The organism is Flagellimonas ochracea (assembly GCF_009903685.1).
Lineage (GTDB): Bacteria > Bacteroidota > Bacteroidia > Flavobacteriales > Flavobacteriaceae > Flagellimonas > Flagellimonas ochracea.
The window spans coordinates 486191-506401 of record NZ_JAAABI010000002.1 but is presented as its reverse complement, the minus strand read 5'-3'; the positions used below and the strand labels follow the sequence as shown (position 1 = coordinate 506401).

Here is a 20211-nt window from a genome sequence, read left to right as displayed (position 1 = left end):
TATGATCCAGTTTGACGAAAAAATATATTTCTACCTCTTGTCCATTATTCCAATAATGGTCCTGGCCTTTTTGTTTCTTCAAGTTTGGAAAAGAAAAACCCAACGGCAATTTTCCAGTTTAAAATTATTACGGCGTTTGGCTCCCAATAAATCCAGCTTCAAATCCGCCTTAAAATTGATTTTCTTTCTCATAGGAGTTACCTTCCTGATCATAGGTTTGGTAAATCCCAAAATCGGCACCAAATTGGAGACGGTAAAACGCGAAGGAGTTGATATCGTATTTGCTGTTGACGTTTCTAAAAGTATGCTCGCCGAGGATATCGCTCCCAATCGATTGGAAAAGGCCAAAAGATTGGTCTCGGAAATCATTAACCAATTGGCCAGCGACCGAATCGGCATTATAGCCTATGCCGGACAGGCGTATCCCCAGTTGCCCATTACCACAGATTACGGGGCAGCGAAAATGTTTTTACAAAGCATGAACACCGACATGCTTTCATCACAAGGCACCGCTATCGATGCTGCCATAGAACTGGCAAGCACCTATTACGATGATGCCGAACAGACCAATCGCGTTCTTTTTATCATCTCTGATGGGGAGGACCACTCAGAAAGGTCAACCATAGACGCTGTTGATCTTGCCATTCAAAATGGCATTAGAGTGTTTACCATTGGCGTAGGTAAAGCAAAGGGTGCCCCTATTCCTTTAAAAAGAAATGGTGTGGTGGAAAGTTTAAAGAAAGATAACCAAGGTGAAGTGGTCATTACACGTCTAAATGAAAATGTGTTGTTGGAAATTGCGGAGGAAGGGAATGGAGAATACATTGATGGCACCAACACGGAGAAAGCCGTGGAATACATCAAGGAACAATTGAACCAGATGGACAAAAAAGAATTTGAGGCCAAACAGTTTGCCGAGTACAAGGACCAATTTCAATGGTTCCTCGGTCTGGGCTTTTTATTTTTATTTTTGGATGTCTTTCTCCTGGACAGGAAAACCCAATGGCTGAAGAAACTGAATCTTTTTAATGAAAATGGACATGAATAGGATAAGATTGTTTTTTGGATTTCTACTGGCGCTTGGTCTTGTCGTGAAGGCCCAGGAAAACCCTTTGGATGAGCAAGCCAAAAAGGCGCTCAAAAACTCAACAGAATTAACCTGGGAAGCTAACAATGAGTTGACCACGAACGATTTTACATCTGCCGAGGCCACGTACAGAAAGGCTATATCCAAAAGCAAACAAAATGCTGTAGCTCCCTTTAATCTCGGAAATGCTTACTACAACAGGGAAAGTTACGGGGAAGCTTTTGGACGATTCAAACAAGCCGGGGAAGTGGCCGAAGAAAAACCTGAAAAGCACAAAGCCTACCACAATATGGGCAATGTGTTCATGAAGAACAAAGAGTACCTAAAGGCAGTTGAGGCCTACAAAGAGGCGCTTCGAAACAATCCCAATGACGATGAGACCAGATACAACTTAGCCCTTGCCAAGAAAATGTTGGAAAAAGAACAGGATGAGCAAAAAAATGATGACAACCAGGGCGGTGACGACAACAAAGACCAGCAAGATCAAAAAGACCAAAATCAAGATCAGAACGATGGTGGGGACAATCAAAACCAGGATGAAGGAGAGCAAAATGAAGGTGAGAATAAAGATCAGGGAGACGATGGCGAAAATGGAGAAGATAAGCCTGAAGAAAACCAAAAAGGTGATGGTGATGAGAAAAAGGAGCAGGAAAAGAAACCCAATGAAGGCAGTAGGCCTGAAGAACAAAAACAACAACCCAGACCTAATCAACTTTCCAAGCAACAAATACAGAACCTGCTAGAAGCCATGCAAAATGAGGAAAAAAAGGTGCAGGAAAAGATGGAGGCGCGAAAAGTTCGGGGCAAAAAAATTAAGAACGAAAAGGATTGGTGATGCAGGGGGTGAAAGGTAATTTATTGTTTTCATTGTGTTTGGCCCTCATCGTTGGGCTCTCTTGCCACGCCCAGGAAGACGAGGTTTCCTTTGAAATGAAACTGAGCAAGGAAAGGTTGGGAATCAATGAGCGATTAAGGGTGGACTTTACCATGAACAAGGATGGTGATAATTTCAACCCTCCCTCTTTTGAAGGCTTTAAGGTCGTAATGGGCCCATCGCAATCCATAAGTTCTTCATGGGTCAATGGCAAAAGAAGTTTTTCCAAAACCTATTCCTACATACTGGTACCTACATCCAGAGGAAAGTTCACCATAAAGCAGGCCACCATTGAAATAGCAGGAGAAACCTATAAAACCCTGCCAAAGACTGTTGAAATTACTGCAGCTGTGGACAAACCAAATTCGGAAAAAACCGTGGATGATGTCGCAGACGAAAACCTTCATTTGGTGGCTGAAGTTTCCAAAGGCAACCCGTACCTAAACGAAGCGGTGACGGTGATCTATAAGCTCTATGTAAGTCCAAATATAAGTGTCACCAACTATCGCCCCTTGGACAATCCAACGTACAACAATTTTTGGAGCCAAGACATTCCGGTTACGAAGCATACCGCCCAAAATGGTACCTTTCAAGGAAAACCATATCGCTACGTGATATTGAAAAGGGTGGTACTTTACCCGCAGAAGCCTGGCAAGTTGGAGATTGAACCGCTCTCTCTGGAAATTTTTGTGGATGTGCCCACAAATCGTAGGGATTTCTTTGGAGGCCGCATTTATACCCAAACCACCAAAACTGTTTCCGCAGGAAGAAGAACCATTAACGTGAAACCCTTACCTGAAGCAGGAAAACCGGCAAACTTTGGCGGTGCTGTGGGTGATTTTGAGTTCTCAGTTACCGCCAGCAAAAAACAACTCAATGCAGCTGAATCCCTTCAGGCCATCGTAGAAGTTTCTGGAAAGGGAAACCTAAAACTATTTCAATTACCAGAACCTGAACTTCCAAGTGCCCTAGAGGTGTATGAACCGGAATACGAAGAGAAAGTGACCACCTATACCTCTGGCATGGAAGGGAAGGTGTCCAACAATTACACCATAGTGCCCTCTTTCCGCGGAAAATATCCCATTCCAAGCATTTCCTTTAGTTATTTTAACCCTAAGACAGGAAAATACGTTACCCTTGATTCTGAGGAAATAAATATTGAGGTTCTGGATGGTCCCGTTGGGTCTTCGTCCGACAATGCACTGGTTGGTTCACCCAACAAACAATTGGTGATTCCCACAGGAAAGCAGTTTCATTTCATTAAGATCAAACCCAGTCTAACCAATATCGGAACAGATTACTTTTTTGGCTCAAAAACATTTTATATACTGCTTTTTGCCCCCTTACTGCTTATCCCAATAGCTGTTTTCTCCTTTAAAAAACGAGAAGCAATCGCCAGTGATATTGAAGGCAACAAAATAAAAAAGGCCAACAAACTTGCTAAAAAGTATCTTTCTACCTCAAAAAGAGAGCTAGGCAACAAGGAGGCATTTTATGTAGCTCTGGAAAAAGGGCTGCATAACTACTTGAAAGCTAAATTGAAGATTGAAACCTCTGAATTCAGCAAGGAAAAAATAACCAAAATACTGAGTGACAAAAATGTGGGGGCTTCGGATGTGGATGGTTTCATTGATTTACTGAAAAGCTGTGAAATGGCCCGTTATAGTCCATTCTCTGATGTACAAATGCAGAACGATTATGAAAAAGCCAGTGAAGTCATATCTAACTTGGACAAGCAATTATGATTCCCAAAAAGATACTATTGAACATTGTACTGCTGTTTTCCATATTTTTTGGATTTTCCCAAAACGGTAAATTCTTTGACAAGGCGACCGAGTATTATAACAATGGGGAGTATTCCAAAGCAATAGAACAGTATCAGCAGATACTTGACAATGGCCAACATTCTGCGGCCCTATATTTTAATTTGGGCAACTGTCATTACAAACTGAATGCAATAGGCCCAAGCATCTATTATTATGAAAAGGCATTGCTCCTGAAGCCCAATGATGGTGAAATTTTGAACAACTTGTCCTATGCCCGGAACATGAGATTGGACGCCATTGAAGAAATTCCAAGAACCGAAATAGCGCAGATGTATGGCAAAGTAGTGAACCTGTTTTCCTTTGATCAATGGGCCTACATAGCTGTCGCCTTGATATTTTTATTTGTGCTTGGCTATTTAAGCTATTTCTTTCTGCGGGTCGCCAACCAAAAGAGAATTGCTTTTATTGCAAGCATGTTCTGTCTTATTGCAGGAGCCATTTGTGTTTTGATGGCCTATTTACAGCATCAGGAATTTAAGAACAACAATCCTGCAATCATCTATACCAAAGAAGTAAAAATCTCCTCTGAACCCAATAAACAAAGTGAAATCGTTTTTACTCTACATGAAGGAACCAAGGTCAATGTATTGGACAAATTGGACGATTGGAGTAAAATAAAAATTGCTGACGGACAAACAGGCTGGTTAAAGAGCGACAACTTCAAGCTATTGAAGGACTTTTAGTTTATATTTAACAAAAAACAATAGCTTTACTATTACATTTACGAAAATCTAGACCGTGCTCAAAGCCATTTCATTGCCAATTATTGCTTCTTTGCTGATAACCTTCTTATTGGCTCCACCGGTTATGTCTCTTTTTGACAAAGATTTATGCGCAGCGATTATACTGTCACCTGAGGAAGAGGAAAAAAACAATGAAAAGGAAGCCGAAAAAAAATTGGATGAAAAAGACCTCTTTTTAAGTGATTATGTTGAATCCCACAAAATGGTTTCCAAAGAGAAAAAAATAAATACTACCGAGTACTTATTTTCACTGTTGGATTATAACTTGGACATTCTTGTTCCACCTCCACGAATTTGTAGTTAATCCTTACTGATTTATCAACACTAACTGCAAACCATTCTCGTCTTTTTCCTGGCGAGAATCCAAACAATTATAATCATTATGTTCAGATATATTAAAAACGACTTGCCCGCAAGTATTGTAGTGTTCTTTGTGGCACTCCCGCTTTGCTTGGGCATTGCCTTAGCCAGTGGAGCACCTTTGTTCTCAGGTCTTATAGCAGGGATTGTCGGCGGAATCATTGTAGGTTCCCTGAGCGGTTCCCAGATTGGCGTTAGTGGTCCAGCTGCAGGACTGGCCGCCATCGTACTCACCGCCATCGGTACTTTGGGAGGTTTCGAAAACTTCCTTGTGGCCGTTGTGCTTGGTGGATTGATCCAGATTCTGTTCAGCATTTTGAAAGCCGGTGTTATTGCCTATTACTTTCCGTCGTCTGTAATTAAAGGAATGCTAACGGGCATCGGAATTATTATAATCCTAAAACAAATTCCTCATTTCTTTGGTTATGACGCTGATCCGGAAGGAGACTTTGCTTTCTTTCAGGTTGATGGGGAGAATACGTTTAGTGAAATCGTCAACACCTTCAATTATGTAAGTCCTGGTGCAACTGTTATCGCCGTAATTGCTTTGTCAATTCTTATTCTCTGGGATAAGGTTCTTATCAAAAAATCCAAAATATTTAAGCTGGTACAAGGCCCTTTGGTCGCTGTTGTTTTCGGTATTTTATATTTTGTGCTCACAAAGGAAAATCCGACGTGGTCCATCTCCAGCGATCATCTTGTAAGTGTGCCTATTCCTGAAAGTTTCGAGTCCCTAAAAGGCCTTTTGACCTTTCCCAATTTTGCAGTGATAGGAAAATCGGAAATTTGGATTACCGCCTTCACCATTGCTTTGGTAGCCAGTTTGGAAACCTTGTTGTGTGTAGAGGCCACTGATAAATTGGACCCCTACAAAAGAACTACCCCTACCAATCGTGAACTACTGGCACAGGGAGTCGGAAACAGTGTTTCAGGACTTTTGGGTGGTTTGCCCGTGACCCAGGTGATTGTAAGAAGCTCAGCCAATATACAATCAGGGGGAAGAACAAAGGCTTCAGCCATTATCCACGGTTTTTTTCTTTTGGTTTCGGTAATGCTCATCCCAAGATTACTGAACATGATTCCTTTATCAGTCCTAGCTGCAATTCTTTTTATTGTAGGCTATAAGCTGGCCAAACCCAAACTGTTTGTAACCATGTATGGGTTGGGATGGAAGCAATTTATTCCCTTTGTCGTGACTGTTCTTGGAATAGTCTTCACGGATCTTTTGGTGGGCATCGGACTAGGTCTAGGTGTGGGCATTGTGGTAATTCTTATCAAAAGCTACCAGAATTCCCATTTTTTGCATATTGAAGATAAAAGCAATGGAGCGCACAAGATAAAAATGACCTTGGCTGAAGAGGTTACTTTCTTTAACAAAGGAGCTATTCTTAAAGAATTGGACAGTATCCCTGAAAACTCCTATCTTGAGTTGGATGTTAGGAAAACCCGATATTTGGATAACGACATTATTGAGATTCTGGATGACTTCTCTGAAAAGGCGAAAAACAAAAATCTTGATATTAAACTGATTTCCGAAAGGGGTGTTGTTGAGAACCCGGAAAGTTATCTTGAATTTTTCAGGCTAAACCCAAAAAAATAAATCGTAATAACAAACCAATGAAAGCACATACAAAAGAAACACAAGCCGCCATGACACCAGATAAGGCCATTCAAACCTTAATGGAGGGCAATCAGCGTTTTCAAGAAAACAAAAGGGCCGACAGGAATCTTTTACAACAAGTGCAGGAAACCAAAGATGGGCAGTATCCATTTGCTACTGTGCTCAGTTGCATAGATTCCCGCGTCTCCTCCGAGCTGATTTTTGATCAGGGCATGGGGGATATTTTCAGCATACGTATAGCTGGCAACTTTGTAAATCAAGACATTTTGGGAAGCATGGAATTTGCATGCAAACTTGCAGGCACAAAATTGGTTGTGGTTTTGGGGCACACCTCCTGTGGAGCTGTAAAAGGAGCATGCGACCATGCCCGCTTAGGAAACCTTACTATGCTCATCAACAAGATTGAGCCTGCAGTTTATGCCACAAAAGAACCCAAGGACGAGTCTTTGCGTACCTCACAAAATCTTGAATTTGTGGATGCGGTGGCCATGAAAAACGTGGAAATGACCATTGAGAACATAAGAAGTCAAAGCGTGGTTCTAAAAGAAATGGAGGACAACGGAGAAATTAAGATTGTAGGGGCTATGTACGACATTGCCAGTGGGCAGGTACATTTTGCATGACCACCAACCCTGTAACGTTGAGATAGGCCAATGTTTAACACTTTGTTGGCCTATCTTAGTTTTTTAAAATTGCTATCTTAACCCGACACTAGCACCTGACTATGTTTAGACATTTAAAAGGGGACCTTTTTGGAGGAATTACGGCAGGAATTGTCGCCTTGCCCTTGGCCCTCGCTTTTGGTGTCAGTTCAGGATTGGGCCCCAGTGCAGGTTTGTATGGGGCCATTTTTATTAGTTTTTTTGCAGCTCTGTTCGGCGGTACAAATACACAGATTTCAGGGCCCACGGCTCCCATGACCGCAGTTAGCATGGTGGTGATTGCTGGTATTGTGGCCATCAATGATGGTGATATCAACAAAGCACTTCCGGCCATTCTAACAATATTCCTGTTGGCTGGTTTCATTCAGATCGGTCTTGGGCTCATTGGCCTTGGAAAGTATATAAAGTACATTCCCTACCCCGTCGTTTCCGGATTTATGACGGCCATTGGAGTCATTATTTTGGTTACTCAGCTTCTACCAGCAGTAGGTTACTATCCAAAAGAAGATGAAGCGTACGTGAGCCAATTCATGGCAGATGCGGAGGAAGAGATTCTGGAGAACATCCTTAGAGAAGAAGCTGGTGAAGGCATTTTGGTTTTGGAAGACTTTGAGGAAACCATTAAAAGAGCAAGCAGAATAACCGAGGCCGATATGTTGAAAGAAGCCAAAACCCTTGCGGCTAAAGAGGCTTCTGGTGTCGTTGGAACCTTCAAGGTGCTATCTCGGGCCTTAAAAAATATAAATTGGTTGGAATTGACTTTGGCCTTATGTACAATCTTTATCATATATGGGTTTAAGCGCATTACCAAAGCAGTTCCCAGTACTCTGGTTGCATTGGTCGTTGTATCCGGGGTTGCATATGGTTTTGGTTTAAATTACCGTCCCATTGAGGAAATTCCAACTGGGCTTCCCATACCATATTTGGAAATTTTCACTGGTTTCAGTGTAAGCTCTATAACACCCTATGTTTTTACAGCACTCACTTTGGCGTTGCTCGGTGCCATAGATTCTCTGTTGACATCTGTTGTTGCTGACAACATGACTCAAACCAAGCACAAACCCAATAAAGAACTTGTAGGTCAAGGAATTGGGAATAGCATCGCTGCCATATTTGGAGGTATTCCCGGGGCCGGGGCCACCATACGAACCGTGGTGAATATTAACTCCGGTGGAAAAACCAGGCTCTCTGGGATGATTGCCGGTGTTCTTTTGTTGGTGATTCTATTGGCGTTGGGGCCAGTGGCTTCACAAATTCCAGCTGCAGTTTTGGCCGGTATTCTTGTTACAGTGGGTATAGGGGTTATGGACTATAAAGGATTGAAAGCTATACCTTACCTCCCCAAGGATATTAAATTGGGGCCTGTTGAGCTCAGCTCGGAGGTGCTCATCATGTTGTCCGTGATGATTCTTTCATCCATTTGGAACTTGGTTTATGCCGTAGGTATTGGATTGGTCTTTGCTTCCCTAATGTTCATGAAGAAAATGGGAGATCTTACCGCAAAACGGTCCGATGTAAAGCCGCTAAAACGCGAAAAACCTTGGGCTGACGAAAAAGACTTCCCCACAGAGTTGCAGGAAGAAGTCTTCATAAAGCACGTTAAAGGACCACTCTTTTTTGGTTCCACCAATGAGTTCCAACAACTGGCCGAGCAGATTCCAGACACTGCAACAACTGTGGTCATCCGTTTGGGAAGAATGCAGTACATGGACCAAACAGGCCTATATGCCATGGAAGATGTGCTTCAGGATCTTATCAAGAAAAATGTGACCGTAATTTTGGTTGATATTCTAGATCAGCCAAGGTATATGATGGAACGTATCGATATCATTCCCGACCTTATTCCGGAGGAACATATTTTTGAAGATTTTGATAGCTGTTTGCTTTGGTTGGAAGAAAATGTTGAAGACATATATCACGATTGATACTAAACTAGCCAAGCTTAAACCCTACCAATCTTAATATGATTCCCAGGGTATTAGGGACCCGTTTACTTAGAAACCTTTAAAAAAAGACTGCCTGTTGAATCGTTTAACATCCGTAGCAACCTGATTTTCCTAATTCTATTGGTCTATCGCGGTCTTCGCATATACAAAGTCACAAAATCTGTTTCACATAAAAACCCATTGGCTTTGGTATTTATTTGATGGAATTGAGGTTCATTTCCTGATAGCTTATATATTCGAGGACAATTTGTTAAATTTGTCGGCCAATTAAGCCTGCCATGATTGAGACCATTAAAGAACATTTGGAAGAAATTAAGAAATTCACTTCCACTTCCAAAGATGAGATAGAGGCTTTCCGAATTAAATATTTGGGGAAAAAAGGCCTCTTGAATGAGTTCTTTGCCGAATTTAAAAACGTTCCGAACGAACAGAAAAAAGAATTTGGGCAAGTAGTGAATCAATTAAAAAGTGAGGCTACGGAAAAAGTGAACGCACTGAAAGCTGTTTTGGAAAATCAAGCAGAGTCCACCGGTAAGTATGGTGATTTAACCCGTCCTGGCGAACCTATTGAGATTGGTGCAAGACACCCCATTTCAATAGTGAAGAACCAAATTATCGATATTTTTTCCAGAATAGGGTTCAACGTTTCCGAAGGGCCTGAAATTGAAGATGACTGGCATAACTTCACCGCATTGAACCTTCCGGAATACCATCCGGCTAGAGATATGCAGGATACTTTTTTCATCCAGACCGATCCTGATATTTTATTAAGGACGCACACCTCATCTGTGCAGGTACGCTATATGGAAAACAACAAACCTCCAATCCGAACCATATCTCCGGGAAGGGTTTATCGAAATGAAGCCATATCAGCACGCTCTCATTGTTTCTTCCATCAGGTAGAGGGATTGTATGTGGATAAAAACGTTTCTTTTGCCGATTTAAAGCAAACGTTACAGTATTTCACGTCAGAGATGTTTGGGAAATCCAAGATTCGCCTTCGTCCTTCCTATTTCCCTTTCACGGAGCCCAGTGCAGAAGTAGATGTGTATTGGGGATTGGAAACTGAAACCGACTACCGCATGACCAAAGGAACAGGTTGGTTGGAAATTATGGGATGTGGTATGGTGGACCCCAACGTCCTTAAAAACTGCAACATAGACCCTGATGTTTATTCTGGTTTCGCTTTCGGCATGGGTATAGACCGTATTGCCCTTTTGCTGCACCAAATTTCGGACATTCGCCTTTTGAGTGAAAATGATTTGCGGTTCCTGGAGCAGTTCAAGTCGTCTTTCTAAAAAAAATTGAGCTTGGTAAGCCCCATTTATTCAGAAGTAAAATCCTTATCTTTCTGAACCAACATCAACCAATGCTATTACTATGATTTTTAGGATAATCCTTATTCTCATCCTGTTTGGACATACTGTTGTTCTTTCACAGAAGAATACATTCAAAGTTAATCAAGATCGCTTGGAAAAACGGATTTTTGATCTTGCCCAATTCGGTATGCAAGAGAATGGAGAAACAGAGCGTGTGGCCTTTAGCGATGCGGATATTGCTGCCAGGGATTGGGTGGTAAAAACCATGAAGGATATGAATATGGAGGTGCAAATCGATTTTGCTGGGAACATAATAGGGCGTAGAAGCGGAACGGACAGCTCCAAAAAGCCAATTTCTTTCGGTTCCCACATCGACCGTGTGCCCAATGGTGGCAATTACGACGGCTGTGTTGGTTCCATGGCTGCCTTGGAGGTGATTCATACTTTGAATGAGAACAATATGGAGACCGCTCATCCACTGGAAGTCATCATTTTTCCCAATGAAGAAGGGGGCGTTATGGGAAGCAGGGCCATGTCCGGGAATTTGGGAAAAGCAGCCTTTAAAGTGGTCAATTCCACTGGGTATTCTATGGGTGAGGGAATTATGCGCATCGGAGGCGACACCACCAAAATTGCCGAAGTGGTCCGGAATAAGGACAGTATGGCCGCCTTTTTAGAACTTCATATTGAACAAGGTGGTATTTTAGAAAAGGAAAAACTGAATGTCGGGATTGTAGAAGGTATCGTGGGATTGAAATGGTGGGATGTGGTCTTCACAGGATTTTCTAATCATGCCGGTACCACACCAATGAACGCAAGACAGGATGCGCTGCTCGCAGCTTCAAAATTCATAGTGGTCGTGAATGAGGTTACCAACAGTTTCGAAGGAAGTCAAGTGGGTACAGTTGGGCGCATTAAGGCCGAGCCAGGAGCACCAAATGTAATTCCCGGAAAGGTAGTTACCAGCCTTGAAATCCGAGATTTATCCTCCGAAATCATTGAAAAAGTATATCAGGCCATAAAAGCCGAAGCTGAAAAGATAGCCGAAGAAAGTAATGTGAAGATTGAATTCAATGCTTTGGACACCACAGCCGAACCCGCATTGACGCATCCAAAAATTCAAAAAGAGATTGAAGCCGTTTCCAAAGAACTAGGCCTATCCTTTAAATATATGCCGAGTGGCGCCGGGCACGATGCCCAGGACATGGCAAGAGTAGCACCTACAGGAATGATTTTTGTGCCCAGTAAGGGAGGAATAAGTCACTCGCCAAAAGAATTTACATCTGCCAAGGATATGGCCAATGGAGCCAATGTACTTCTTAATACAATTATTGCTCTTGAACAAAAACTGGATTGATAATTACCTCTTTGTTTTGGGTGACCCCATTTAACATTGCATTGGTAATAAGCCCAATACTTACCCAGTAGGTGCCCAAAATTACGGGTCCTGACCAACGAAATGGCACTTTAAATTTATCAATGGCAATCAAGGTGTCTGAAAACATAAACAACAAAACTGCTATACCAATCCGTGCGTAGTTCTTTTTATTTCTTGCAAAGTATAGACTAGTTCCCTGCCATGCCATGAAGACAATTACCAAAATGTAAATGCCCACGGGCAATAGCAACTTTTCCAAATCTGGTTTTAGCCAGAAAAATACCCCTAAGCCGATGGCTAAGAGCACAAAAAGCGATAAGCCCTTGAATTGAAAACCTTCCAATCTTATAAAAGCGGTGGTGAAAAATATATGCGCCATCAAAAAAGAGGCTAATCCAAGAACGAAATAGGTTTCCCACAGCAGCAAGATGTCGCCCATCAAGCAAAAAATTAAAGCTGCCAAAACAGTATTGCGGAGTTTTATATCTCCATTTTTTGGAGCTAAAAACAACAGTGATAATATTATGATGGTGGTCAAAGGTTTAAAAACAGTAAAGAGCGACGTATTATCCCTAAGTTCAAAATAGATGGCCAGGACGCCTGATAAAAATGCCAGTCCATTTAATACTTGTTGTTTCTTGTTCCCTTGCCTTACCATGTATTAAAGGGATTTTTGCTAAGCTGTGAGTTGTAGTATCTAATATCTCCTGTAACCTCTTTGCCCAACCAATCTGGCTTTTTAAAAACTTCGTCTTCATGATTGAGTTCTACTTCGGCCATGACAAGGCCTTTGTTCTCTCCAAAAAATTCATCCACTTCAAAAGTGTGTGCCCCTAAAGGAATCTCATATCGCATCTTTTCCAGAATGGCCCCTTCACATAAATCAATAAGATTTGTGGCCTCATTTATACTTATTTCTGTCTCCCACTCAAAACGGGTGGTCCCGGTTTCATTGCTGGTGCCTTTTACTGCCAAAAATCCTTTGTTTCCCTTGATTCGTACACGCACGGTCCTGTCTGGATGTGTGTTCAGAAAACCTTGTACAATGCGGATTTGTGAAGTGGCTTGTTCTTTATAAGTATTGGATGCTACCAAGAACTTGCGTTCAATTTCAAGATGTTCCATTTTTCGCCAATATTTCCAATTTTACTGAGGGAATCCGTTTTTCTTCATATGGATTGTTCGCCAACCAAATCATTGCTTTTGCTATGCTTTCAGGTTCAATGACCCTATACCGCTTTAACGGGCCAATCAATAAAAACTCAATCGCGCTCATCAGTTTTTTGAAGAATAGCTCCCCTGATCGTTTTTCATTCCGTTCTCCACCAATCAGGGATGGTTGTACGATATGGGTTTTGGGAATTCCTACACGTAACACATCCCGTTCCATTTCTCCCTTTATCCTATTATAGAAAATGGAACTCTTGTCATTGGCACCTAGCGCAGAAATTACGATAAACGTTGAAACGCCATTGCTTTGGCTCAACTCAGCAGCTTCGACGGGTATGCCATAATCTATTTCCCTGTACCTTGTATCGTTTGGAGTTTTGGACTTAGTGGTCCCGATACAACAATACACCTCATCGGCCTTGAAATCCTCTACAAACGTTTGTAAGTTCAACAGGTTCCCTATTTTCTTTTCCAATTTAGGATGCTCAACCGGGAAATCACGACGAGAAAAAACTACCACTTTAGAATAGCGCTCATCCTGTAGTAGCATATCCAGCAGCAATCCACCAACAAGGCCCGTCGCTCCAAGAACAATCGCGATTTTTTTATGCGTTTCCATCAAACTAAATATACCTTAAATTTGAGTATGGACTTCGATTTTCCCTTGAGAAAAATAATTCATGTAGATATGGATGCTTTTTATGCATCGGTGGAGCAGCATGACAATCCTGAGTTGAAGGGAAAGCCCATTGCTGTGGGTGGTGGTTCTAAAAGGGGTGTGGTCTCTGCTGCCAGCTACGAAGCAAGAAAATTTGGGGTTCGCAGTGCCATGGCCGGATACATTGCCAAAAGAAATTGTCCTGATCTGGTTTTTGTGAAGCCACGATTTGATCGCTATAAAGAGGTTTCAAACAGCATCAGAAACATTTTTTTTGAATACACCGATTTGGTTGAGCCGCTTTCGTTGGATGAGGCCTATTTGGATGTCACAGAGAACAAAAAAGGAAATCCATCCGCAACCTTGATAGCGCAAGAAATCCGACAAAAAATTTTTGATAGCACAGGGTTGACCGCCTCCGCTGGCATATCCATTAACAAGTTCATTGCAAAGGTAGCCAGTGATTACAACAAACCCAATGGACAAAAAACGGTGAACCCAGAAGCGGTGATTTCATTTTTGGAAGAATTGGACATTAGAAAATTCTATGGTGTTGGCAAGGTGACTGCGGAAAAGATGTACAAGCTCGGAATTTTTACAGGTAAAGACCTTAAAAAAAAATCGCTGGAATTCTTGGAAGAAACATTCGGCAAAAGTGGCAAGTACTATTATTATGTGGTACGCGGCATCCACAATAGTCCTGTCAAGCCCCATCGCGTTCCCAAATCGGTGGGCGCAGAGCGAACGTTTTCTGAAAATTTGAGCAGTGAAATCTTTATGCTGGATAAGCTTGAGAATATAGCTGCTGAACTGGAAAGACGGCTTCAGAAATCCAATATTTCAGGTAAAACCATTACCCTAAAAATAAAATATAGCGATTTTACCCTTCAAACCCGAAGCAAAACGCTTCCCTATTTTATCGGGCAAAAAGACCTGATTCTTGAAACCGCAAAAGAGTTGCTATACCAGTCCCCGTTACAAAATTCTGTCCGGTTGCTTGGCATTTCCTTAGCCAATCTTAACGCGGAGAAGAAAGAAGAAAAGTCCCAGGAAGAGACCATATCGGTCCAATTGCAGTTTGATTTTTAGTCTGAAGTTCTATTGTCCAGCCCAGAATTTCTTTTTACTTTGTTGCCAATGCAACGTCCTGAATTACATCGACACATAATAACCACCGCAGGTAATCTTTTCTATTCCCAAGGGTACAACGCAACTGGTATCAATGAGATTATAGCCAAGTGTGATATTGCCAAGGCCACGCTTTATAGCCATTTTAAATCCAAAGAAGATCTTTGTATAGCCTATTTGGAGCAAAGACATGAAGTATTTATCCAAAATCTTAAAGATTATGTTGGCCGAAGAAAAAGCGGCCGAAACCAACTCTTGGCAGTGTTCGACTTTCTGCAAGACCTTTATCGCTCCGATACTTTTTTTGGCGGTTGGGGATTGCGGTTATTGGGTGAGCTTTCTCCTAAACAAACAAGAATATTACTTGTACTTCGAAAACAAAAGAAAGAGTTTCTACTGTTTTTGGGAGAAGTGGTAAGTGAGAATATTGAAAATGTGTCAAAAGCGGAGATTGAAAAAATCTCAGGAGGGCTCTATCTTCTTTTTGAGGGTGCTATTATGGAAAGTCATCTGTTCAAAAATGATTGGCCCATTTACTTGGCCAAGAGCATAGCTCCATCCTTGTTTGCTGGTGCCAAGGTAAAATGAACCCCATCGATTGATGGGGCCCTAAATAAATTGTCGAAAATCTCGTCTTTTATTTGACAATCAATGTGTTATCCGTACTTGTTGGATTTAAAGGACAGAAATACACATACTCTCCCTCAGCCAATACGGTAGGTTTGGATGTTTGCTTTTTGTTGGTCGATACCGGTGCGGTGACGTAAGCAGTCTGAATGTGGTTTTCAGGTTTGCTCACATCCTCTCCTTTTTTGACCAAAACAAATCCTATATTATGGTCTACACCATTATTTGCTATTTCAAAAATGTAGGTCCCTGGGAATACTGTAAGTGTCTTCTGGGTAAATTCTCCCGGAACTTGTTCCAGACTAATGGTTTTAACGGATTTGTCTATCATGGAATCCTGGCCGCTCATCATAAAAACAGCTCCAAAAACAAACACTAAACTTGCAATTGCTTTTTTCATTTTTCTCTGTTTGATTTTTATTAAATTGATTTAAACTACTTCTGTTTCCAAAGGTTGTGCTACTGGAAAATCGATTGGTGTATCGGCGGTATTGTTGATATAGTTGGAGATGGTCTTGTCACCCACCAATACAATGGTGTCAATCAAGTTCTCTTTGGTCCAACCAGTTTTAAAGAAGTTTTCCAAGACAACGGCATCCGTCGTCCCTCGATTTTCGGTGATGTTTCTAGCTAAGCGGGCCAAAGCGTCAAGCTTGGGGTCAAAAGAAGCTTCTCCAGCTCTTAGTTCCATAATTTGCTCATCGTTGAAACCATTCATCTTTGCAATTGCTGTGTGGGCAGATAAACAATACAGACAACCATTAACTTCGCTGACCGCCAGGTTAACCACTTCTTTTTCCTTGGCCTTTAAAGACGTTTTGGCGTTGGCAAAATTTAGGTAATTGCCCAATGCATTTTCTGAATGGGCATAGGTGGCATAGAGGTTGGGAACAAAGCCAACTGCTTTTTCCAGATTGTCAAAAATTACCTGGTTGCCAGTACTTACTTCTTCTCTTTTAGGTACATTTAATGTGCTCATGATCTATTTCTATTTATGTTATTAAGCAATTATTTTTTTACTATAAAGGGTTTCTCAGCATCACAGTAGAAATCGTGGTGATACTTTTGCTCACAATGATTGGATGCGATAAGCGTGTTCGAAGCTGTTTTTGGGGTAAACCTAAAAACCTCTATTAAACTAAAAATGGATTTTTCTATTCGTTTCATCTTTACTTCGTTTTAAATTACAGGGCAAAGATGCGTTGAAAGGAGAGGTGGGTGTTAGGAAGGATTTCCCGATGACTTGTCCAAGTTTCCTTTAAGTGATAAGAGCGAGCTTTTCTCTATACGCCGTAGGGCTAACTTGGTACATTTTTTTGAAGAACTTACTGAAATGCGCAGGATCATTGAATCCCAATTCATAGGCAATTTCTTGGTTTTGCTTGTCTGTATAGTTCATGAGCCGTTTTGCCTCCAAGGCAATACGCTCCATAATTATTTGCTGAGGCGTTTTTTGATTGTAGGTTGCAAATAAATTGGAAAGTGTCTTTGGTGATTTAAACATCATTTCGGCATAATCACTCACTCTTCTTTTCGTCTTGTAGTGACGGTCCACAAGAAAATTGAATTTTCGTACGATGTCAATCTGATCATTGTCCAAGGTTTTTACGATAAGCTGTTCCTTGGCCAAACGCGTGCTCATAATAATCAATCTTTTTAGAAGCATCCGCAGCATGTCTCCTTGAATATTATCAGGTGTGGCAAATTCCTCAACAAAAATGTCAAACAAAAGGTTGAATCTTGTTAATTGATGTTCAGGAATGGTAATGATTGGTAGGTCTTGGGTTCCATAAAAAAGGATGCCATTGCATGAGACCTCGCTGTCATGGTCAAAAACACAATAAAACTCTTTGTTGAACAAAATGGCTGACAGAGGCAGTTTCATTTGGGCAAACGAGACAACATGTAAATTGGTTATGGTCGCCAATTGGTTCGGTTTAAGCCCAACTTCAATGCCATCAACCATAAAAGTTATGGGCATATCATTTCTATTCCATAAAAATTTAATGGTATTCGTTGTAATGGCAAATCGGTTTTCATCTGCGGCTATATCGTCTGTAAAACCTAAAATAGATCCTAGCTTACTATCCTTAAATTGGTGCCTCATACCATTGAAACTAACTTATATTTCCCTAAAGATTACCACTATTTCCACACTTAGTCCGTTTCGTTTGTTGATGCTTACACCACTTATTTGTACCTCTTACCCCCTAAGTTTTAAACAAGACTGTTAATATCTTGTCCAGTTTTTTGAGTTTTCATAGTATTGGGTATGGAAAAGATACGATTTTATGAAGAGGCAGTGAACCATTTTCATGGTAAGAGGAGCTTTTCAGCACTTCCTATTTGCTCAGTGGAATTTTATGCCCAGCGTTTCAACAGGGTATGTGAAAACTTGCATGACACAAAGAATCTAAATCATTTGGCCAACAGTGGAAATTGGCAAGGTGATATTCCCTTTCAAGAAGAAATTCTGGACAAAGAACATGTTGTCGTGGTTACAGATGAGAACCTCAACATCGTTTATGCCACACAAAATATGCGTTTGATGAATGGGTATAGACCGCAAGAGGTTATTGGGAAAACTCCTAAACTTTTTCAGGGCAAGGATACGTGCAAGGAAACTTCCAAAAAAGTTTCAAAAGCCGTTAAATCCCTTTCTCCGTTCGAGGTTGTGTTGACCAATTATAGCAAAGATGGCGCTCCATACAAATGTTGGATAAAAGGAGCTCCGGTCTACAATAAATCGGGAAAAGTGGTCAATTTCATTGCTTTTGAGAAGAAAGTTGCTTGATTCTTTACTCCCAATTAAAAACTACAGGTTTCTATTTCGGTAACTCTCAACGTGTTCACCATCCCCTTATCTTTAATGGGCATAGCAGCAAGGCTGATGAGCATATCCCCAACATCCAAAAATCCTTTTTTGCAGGCAATTTGGTTCACATCCTCAATGGTCTCGTCCGTTGAAACGTATCTATCATAATAGAAAGCTTTCACTCCCCAGAGTAAGTTCAACTGGGTCAAAATCCTTTTGTTCGATGTAAACACCAAAATATGGGCACTGGGTCTCCATGCCGATATTTGAAATGCGGTGTATCCACTGTTTGTCAAAGTAGAAATGGCTTTGGCCTGGATTTCATTGGCCATTAAAGCAGCATGGTAACAAACAGACTTGGTTATGTACCTTTTCGTACGAATATGTGGAGGTGTCTGAGGAACCTTAATCAATGTAGATCCTTCAACACTGGATAGAATGCTACACATTTTTTCAATTACCTGTACCGGATAATTCCCAACGGAAGTTTCACCCGAAAGCATTACGGCATCGGCACCATCCATCACGGAGTTTGCCACATCGTTTACCTCGGCGCGTGTAGGTGTGAGACTGGTAATCATCGTTTCCATCATTTGGGTGGCAATGATTACCGGTATCCTAGCTTTTTTGGCGCGGAGCACCAATTGTTTCTGAATCAATGGTACTTCTTGGGCCGGGACTTCCACCCCTAAATCACCTCTAGCCACCATTAATCCATCACAATAGGCGACGATTTTATCAATGTTTTCTACCGCCTCTGGCTTTTCTATTTTCGCAATAATTGGGATTTTGTGGGTTGAGTGCTCCTCGATCAAACTTTGCAGCCCAATAAGGTCTTGACTATGGCGCACGAAAGATAGCGCTATCCAATCCACTTCCTGTCCAATGGCAAATATGGCATCTTTAATATCTTTCTCTGTCAAAGCTGGCAATGAAATATTGGTGTTGGGAAGGTTTACACCTTTCTTGGATTTCAAAGGCCCTCCTTGTATGACCACGGCCTTTACTTCATCTTCTCCGTTGGTGGATTTCACCTCAAATATCAACTTGCCATCATCCAAAAGAATACGCTCACCAGGTTTTACATCCTTCGGGAAGTTTTCATAGTTCATGTACACTCGGTCTGCCATTCCTTCAAAGGGTTCTCCCGTAACAAAGGTGATTTCATCCCCAGGAGATACCACGGCTTCTCCGCCCATCACACCCACTCTTAGTTTGGGCCCCTGTAAATCTGCCAATATTGAGGTGTTGACCTCCATTTCTTCATTCAGTTCACGAATCATTTTGATTCGATTAGCCACATCGTCATAAGCGGCATGGGAGAAATTGATCCTGAAAACATCAACGCCTGCAGCAATCATCGCTTTAAGGGTTTCCTTTTTATTGGTAGCCGGGCCGAGGGTAGCTACTATTTTAGTCTTTTTTCTTGTTGGCATTGTTAAAAGATTAAATTTCTTTTCGATTTTAAGGACCGAATCTCTACCGGATATGCGGTGACCACATTGGCAATTTTGTTGATTTTTTTTACCTGCTGGTATAGGATGTATTCATCGACAGCATCCACTTTAAGAAAGTAATCTACTTCCTTTCGCTCTTCTATCAGATAGTTTTTTTTAACGGAAGTGCTGCTAGTGAAAAGACCTTCTGATGAAATAACCTCCTCCATTTCACATTTGTTGGAAATAAGTGTCCAGTAGGTGTCCGAGTACTTATCTTCCCAGTCAAACATGGAAAATGAAGTATTAGCTCCAATTTGAAGATCGTTCGTCATCCGCTTTAACCGCAGACCACAATCATCATTAATGGCATAAGTGATGGCATAATCTGCCAAACCGGAATGAATGGCTATTAGCTTAAATTCATCATCGTAAAAGTCAGCCGATATCTTATGCTTTGTCAACATGTCCTAAAAACGAACTGTAAATATAGTCTTAATCCGCTTGAAACCCATAGTTGATACAGGACAATACATTTTTAAACCCAACGAAAACGTTTGA

At 41.3% G+C, this 20211-nt stretch carries 22 protein-coding genes; 13 read left to right on the top strand and 9 right to left on the bottom strand.

The features are described from left to right. Position 1 precedes the first annotated feature (1 nt). From GTQ34_RS07890 to GTQ34_RS07845, 10 genes are all read left to right on the top strand, one after another. Positions 2 to 1048 carry a VWA domain-containing protein gene (locus GTQ34_RS07890; protein WP_166523228.1) on the top strand — a complete coding sequence of 349 codons (1047 nt, stop codon included), beginning with the start codon at positions 2 to 4 and terminating at the stop codon, positions 1046 to 1048. Continuing rightward, complete coding sequence (locus GTQ34_RS07885; RefSeq protein ID WP_166523227.1) at positions 1041 to 1922, top strand: tetratricopeptide repeat protein; 882 nt, start codon at positions 1041 to 1043, stop codon at positions 1920 to 1922. The genes GTQ34_RS07890 and GTQ34_RS07885 overlap by 8 nt, the downstream gene beginning before the upstream one ends. Then, on the top strand, positions 1922 to 3706 hold the full coding sequence (locus GTQ34_RS07880; protein ID WP_166523226.1) for a BatD family protein: 1785 nt from the start codon (positions 1922 to 1924) through the stop codon (positions 3704 to 3706). The genes GTQ34_RS07885 and GTQ34_RS07880 overlap by 1 nt, the downstream gene beginning before the upstream one ends. Beyond that, a complete protein-coding gene (locus GTQ34_RS07875) occupies positions 3703 to 4470 on the top strand; it encodes an SH3 domain-containing protein (RefSeq protein WP_166523225.1) in 768 nt (255 codons plus the stop codon). Before GTQ34_RS07880 ends, GTQ34_RS07875 begins: the two co-directional genes overlap by 4 nt. 55 nt (positions 4471 to 4525) lie before the next feature. Beyond that, the gene (locus GTQ34_RS07870; RefSeq protein WP_166523224.1) at positions 4526 to 4834 is read left to right on the top strand and encodes a hypothetical protein; all 309 of its coding nucleotides are present in this window, start codon (positions 4526 to 4528) and stop codon (positions 4832 to 4834) included. Positions 4835 to 4912: 78 nt separating this feature from the next. After that, the gene (locus GTQ34_RS07865; RefSeq protein ID WP_166523223.1) at positions 4913 to 6490 is read left to right on the top strand and encodes a SulP family inorganic anion transporter; all 1578 of its coding nucleotides are present in this window, start codon (positions 4913 to 4915) and stop codon (positions 6488 to 6490) included. Between the two features lie 17 nt (positions 6491 to 6507). Continuing rightward, complete coding sequence (locus tag GTQ34_RS07860) at positions 6508 to 7134, top strand: carbonic anhydrase family protein (RefSeq protein WP_166523222.1); 627 nt, start codon at positions 6508 to 6510, stop codon at positions 7132 to 7134. A 101-nt stretch (positions 7135 to 7235) separates the two neighbouring features. Continuing rightward, the gene (locus GTQ34_RS07855) at positions 7236 to 9098 is read left to right on the top strand and encodes a SulP family inorganic anion transporter (RefSeq protein ID WP_166523221.1); all 1863 of its coding nucleotides are present in this window, start codon (positions 7236 to 7238) and stop codon (positions 9096 to 9098) included. A gap of 299 nt (positions 9099 to 9397) precedes the next feature. After that, positions 9398 to 10417 (top strand): phenylalanine--tRNA ligase subunit alpha, encoded by a 1020-nt coding sequence (gene pheS / locus GTQ34_RS07850; RefSeq protein ID WP_166523220.1) that lies wholly within the window; start codon positions 9398 to 9400, stop codon positions 10415 to 10417. A gap of 82 nt (positions 10418 to 10499) precedes the next feature. After that, positions 10500 to 11795, top strand: coding sequence for a M20 family metallo-hydrolase (locus tag GTQ34_RS07845; protein ID WP_166523219.1), 1296 nt, complete (start codon positions 10500 to 10502; stop codon positions 11793 to 11795). On the opposite strand, the gene GTQ34_RS07840 is transcribed toward GTQ34_RS07845, so the two are convergent. From GTQ34_RS07840 to GTQ34_RS07830, 3 genes are read right to left on the bottom strand one after another with little or no spacing between them, the layout of a single operon-like run. Next, positions 11767 to 12474 carry a lysoplasmalogenase gene (locus GTQ34_RS07840; RefSeq protein WP_166523218.1) on the bottom strand — a complete coding sequence of 236 codons (708 nt, stop codon included), beginning with the start codon at positions 12472 to 12474 and terminating at the stop codon, positions 11767 to 11769. The two genes, GTQ34_RS07845 and GTQ34_RS07840, sit on opposite strands and share 29 nt — an antisense overlap. Continuing rightward, positions 12468 to 12941: a CYTH domain-containing protein gene (locus GTQ34_RS07835; RefSeq protein ID WP_166523217.1), complete on the bottom strand. Its 474-nt coding sequence runs from the start codon at positions 12939 to 12941 to the stop codon at positions 12468 to 12470. The genes GTQ34_RS07840 and GTQ34_RS07835 overlap by 7 nt, the downstream gene beginning before the upstream one ends. Continuing rightward, entirely contained in the window at positions 12928 to 13605 is a 678-nt protein-coding gene (locus GTQ34_RS07830) for an NAD-dependent epimerase/dehydratase family protein (RefSeq protein ID WP_166523216.1), read from the bottom strand. The genes GTQ34_RS07835 and GTQ34_RS07830 overlap by 14 nt, the downstream gene beginning before the upstream one ends. Positions 13606 to 13632: 27 nt before the next feature. Between GTQ34_RS07830 and dinB the strand changes: the two genes are divergently transcribed. Together dinB and GTQ34_RS07820 are read left to right on the top strand one after the other, a co-directional pair. Beyond that, positions 13633 to 14733, top strand: coding sequence for a DNA polymerase IV (gene dinB / locus GTQ34_RS07825; RefSeq protein ID WP_166523215.1), 1101 nt, complete (start codon positions 13633 to 13635; stop codon positions 14731 to 14733). Between the two features lie 48 nt (positions 14734 to 14781). Further along, positions 14782 to 15360 carry a TetR/AcrR family transcriptional regulator gene (locus GTQ34_RS07820; RefSeq protein ID WP_166523214.1) on the top strand — a complete coding sequence of 193 codons (579 nt, stop codon included), beginning with the start codon at positions 14782 to 14784 and terminating at the stop codon, positions 15358 to 15360. A 49-nt stretch (positions 15361 to 15409) separates the two neighbouring features. On the opposite strand, the gene GTQ34_RS07815 is transcribed toward GTQ34_RS07820, so the two are convergent. The 4 genes from GTQ34_RS07815 to GTQ34_RS07800 all read right to left on the bottom strand — a co-directional run bounded on the left by GTQ34_RS07815 (position 15410) and on the right by GTQ34_RS07800 (position 17506). Then, on the bottom strand, positions 15410 to 15799 hold the full coding sequence (locus tag GTQ34_RS07815) for a hypothetical protein (protein ID WP_166523213.1): 390 nt from the start codon (positions 15797 to 15799) through the stop codon (positions 15410 to 15412). Between the two features lie 30 nt (positions 15800 to 15829). Continuing rightward, a complete protein-coding gene (locus GTQ34_RS07810; protein WP_166523212.1) occupies positions 15830 to 16378 on the bottom strand; it encodes a carboxymuconolactone decarboxylase family protein in 549 nt (182 codons plus the stop codon). Positions 16379 to 16407: 29 nt separating this feature from the next. Then, the gene (locus GTQ34_RS07805; protein WP_166523211.1) at positions 16408 to 16566 is read right to left on the bottom strand and encodes a hypothetical protein; all 159 of its coding nucleotides are present in this window, start codon (positions 16564 to 16566) and stop codon (positions 16408 to 16410) included. A gap of 91 nt (positions 16567 to 16657) precedes the next feature. After that, positions 16658 to 17506, bottom strand: a complete 849-nt coding sequence (locus GTQ34_RS07800; RefSeq protein WP_166523210.1) for a helix-turn-helix domain-containing protein — start codon at positions 17504 to 17506, stop codon at positions 16658 to 16660. Positions 17507 to 17671: 165 nt separating this feature from the next. Here GTQ34_RS07800 and GTQ34_RS07795 point away from each other — a divergent pair, with 165 nt between their 5' ends. Next, complete coding sequence (locus tag GTQ34_RS07795; protein ID WP_166523209.1) at positions 17672 to 18193, top strand: PAS domain-containing protein; 522 nt, start codon at positions 17672 to 17674, stop codon at positions 18191 to 18193. Positions 18194 to 18207: 14 nt separating this feature from the next. Here GTQ34_RS07795 and pyk read toward each other — a convergent pair whose 3' ends face one another. Then, positions 18208 to 19650, bottom strand: coding sequence for a pyruvate kinase (pyk, locus tag GTQ34_RS07790; protein WP_166523208.1), 1443 nt, complete (start codon positions 19648 to 19650; stop codon positions 18208 to 18210). Positions 19651 to 19652: 2 nt separating this feature from the next. After that, on the bottom strand, positions 19653 to 20117 hold the full coding sequence (locus GTQ34_RS07785) for an IPExxxVDY family protein (RefSeq protein WP_166523207.1): 465 nt from the start codon (positions 20115 to 20117) through the stop codon (positions 19653 to 19655). Between the last annotated feature and the right edge of the window lie 94 nt (positions 20118 to 20211).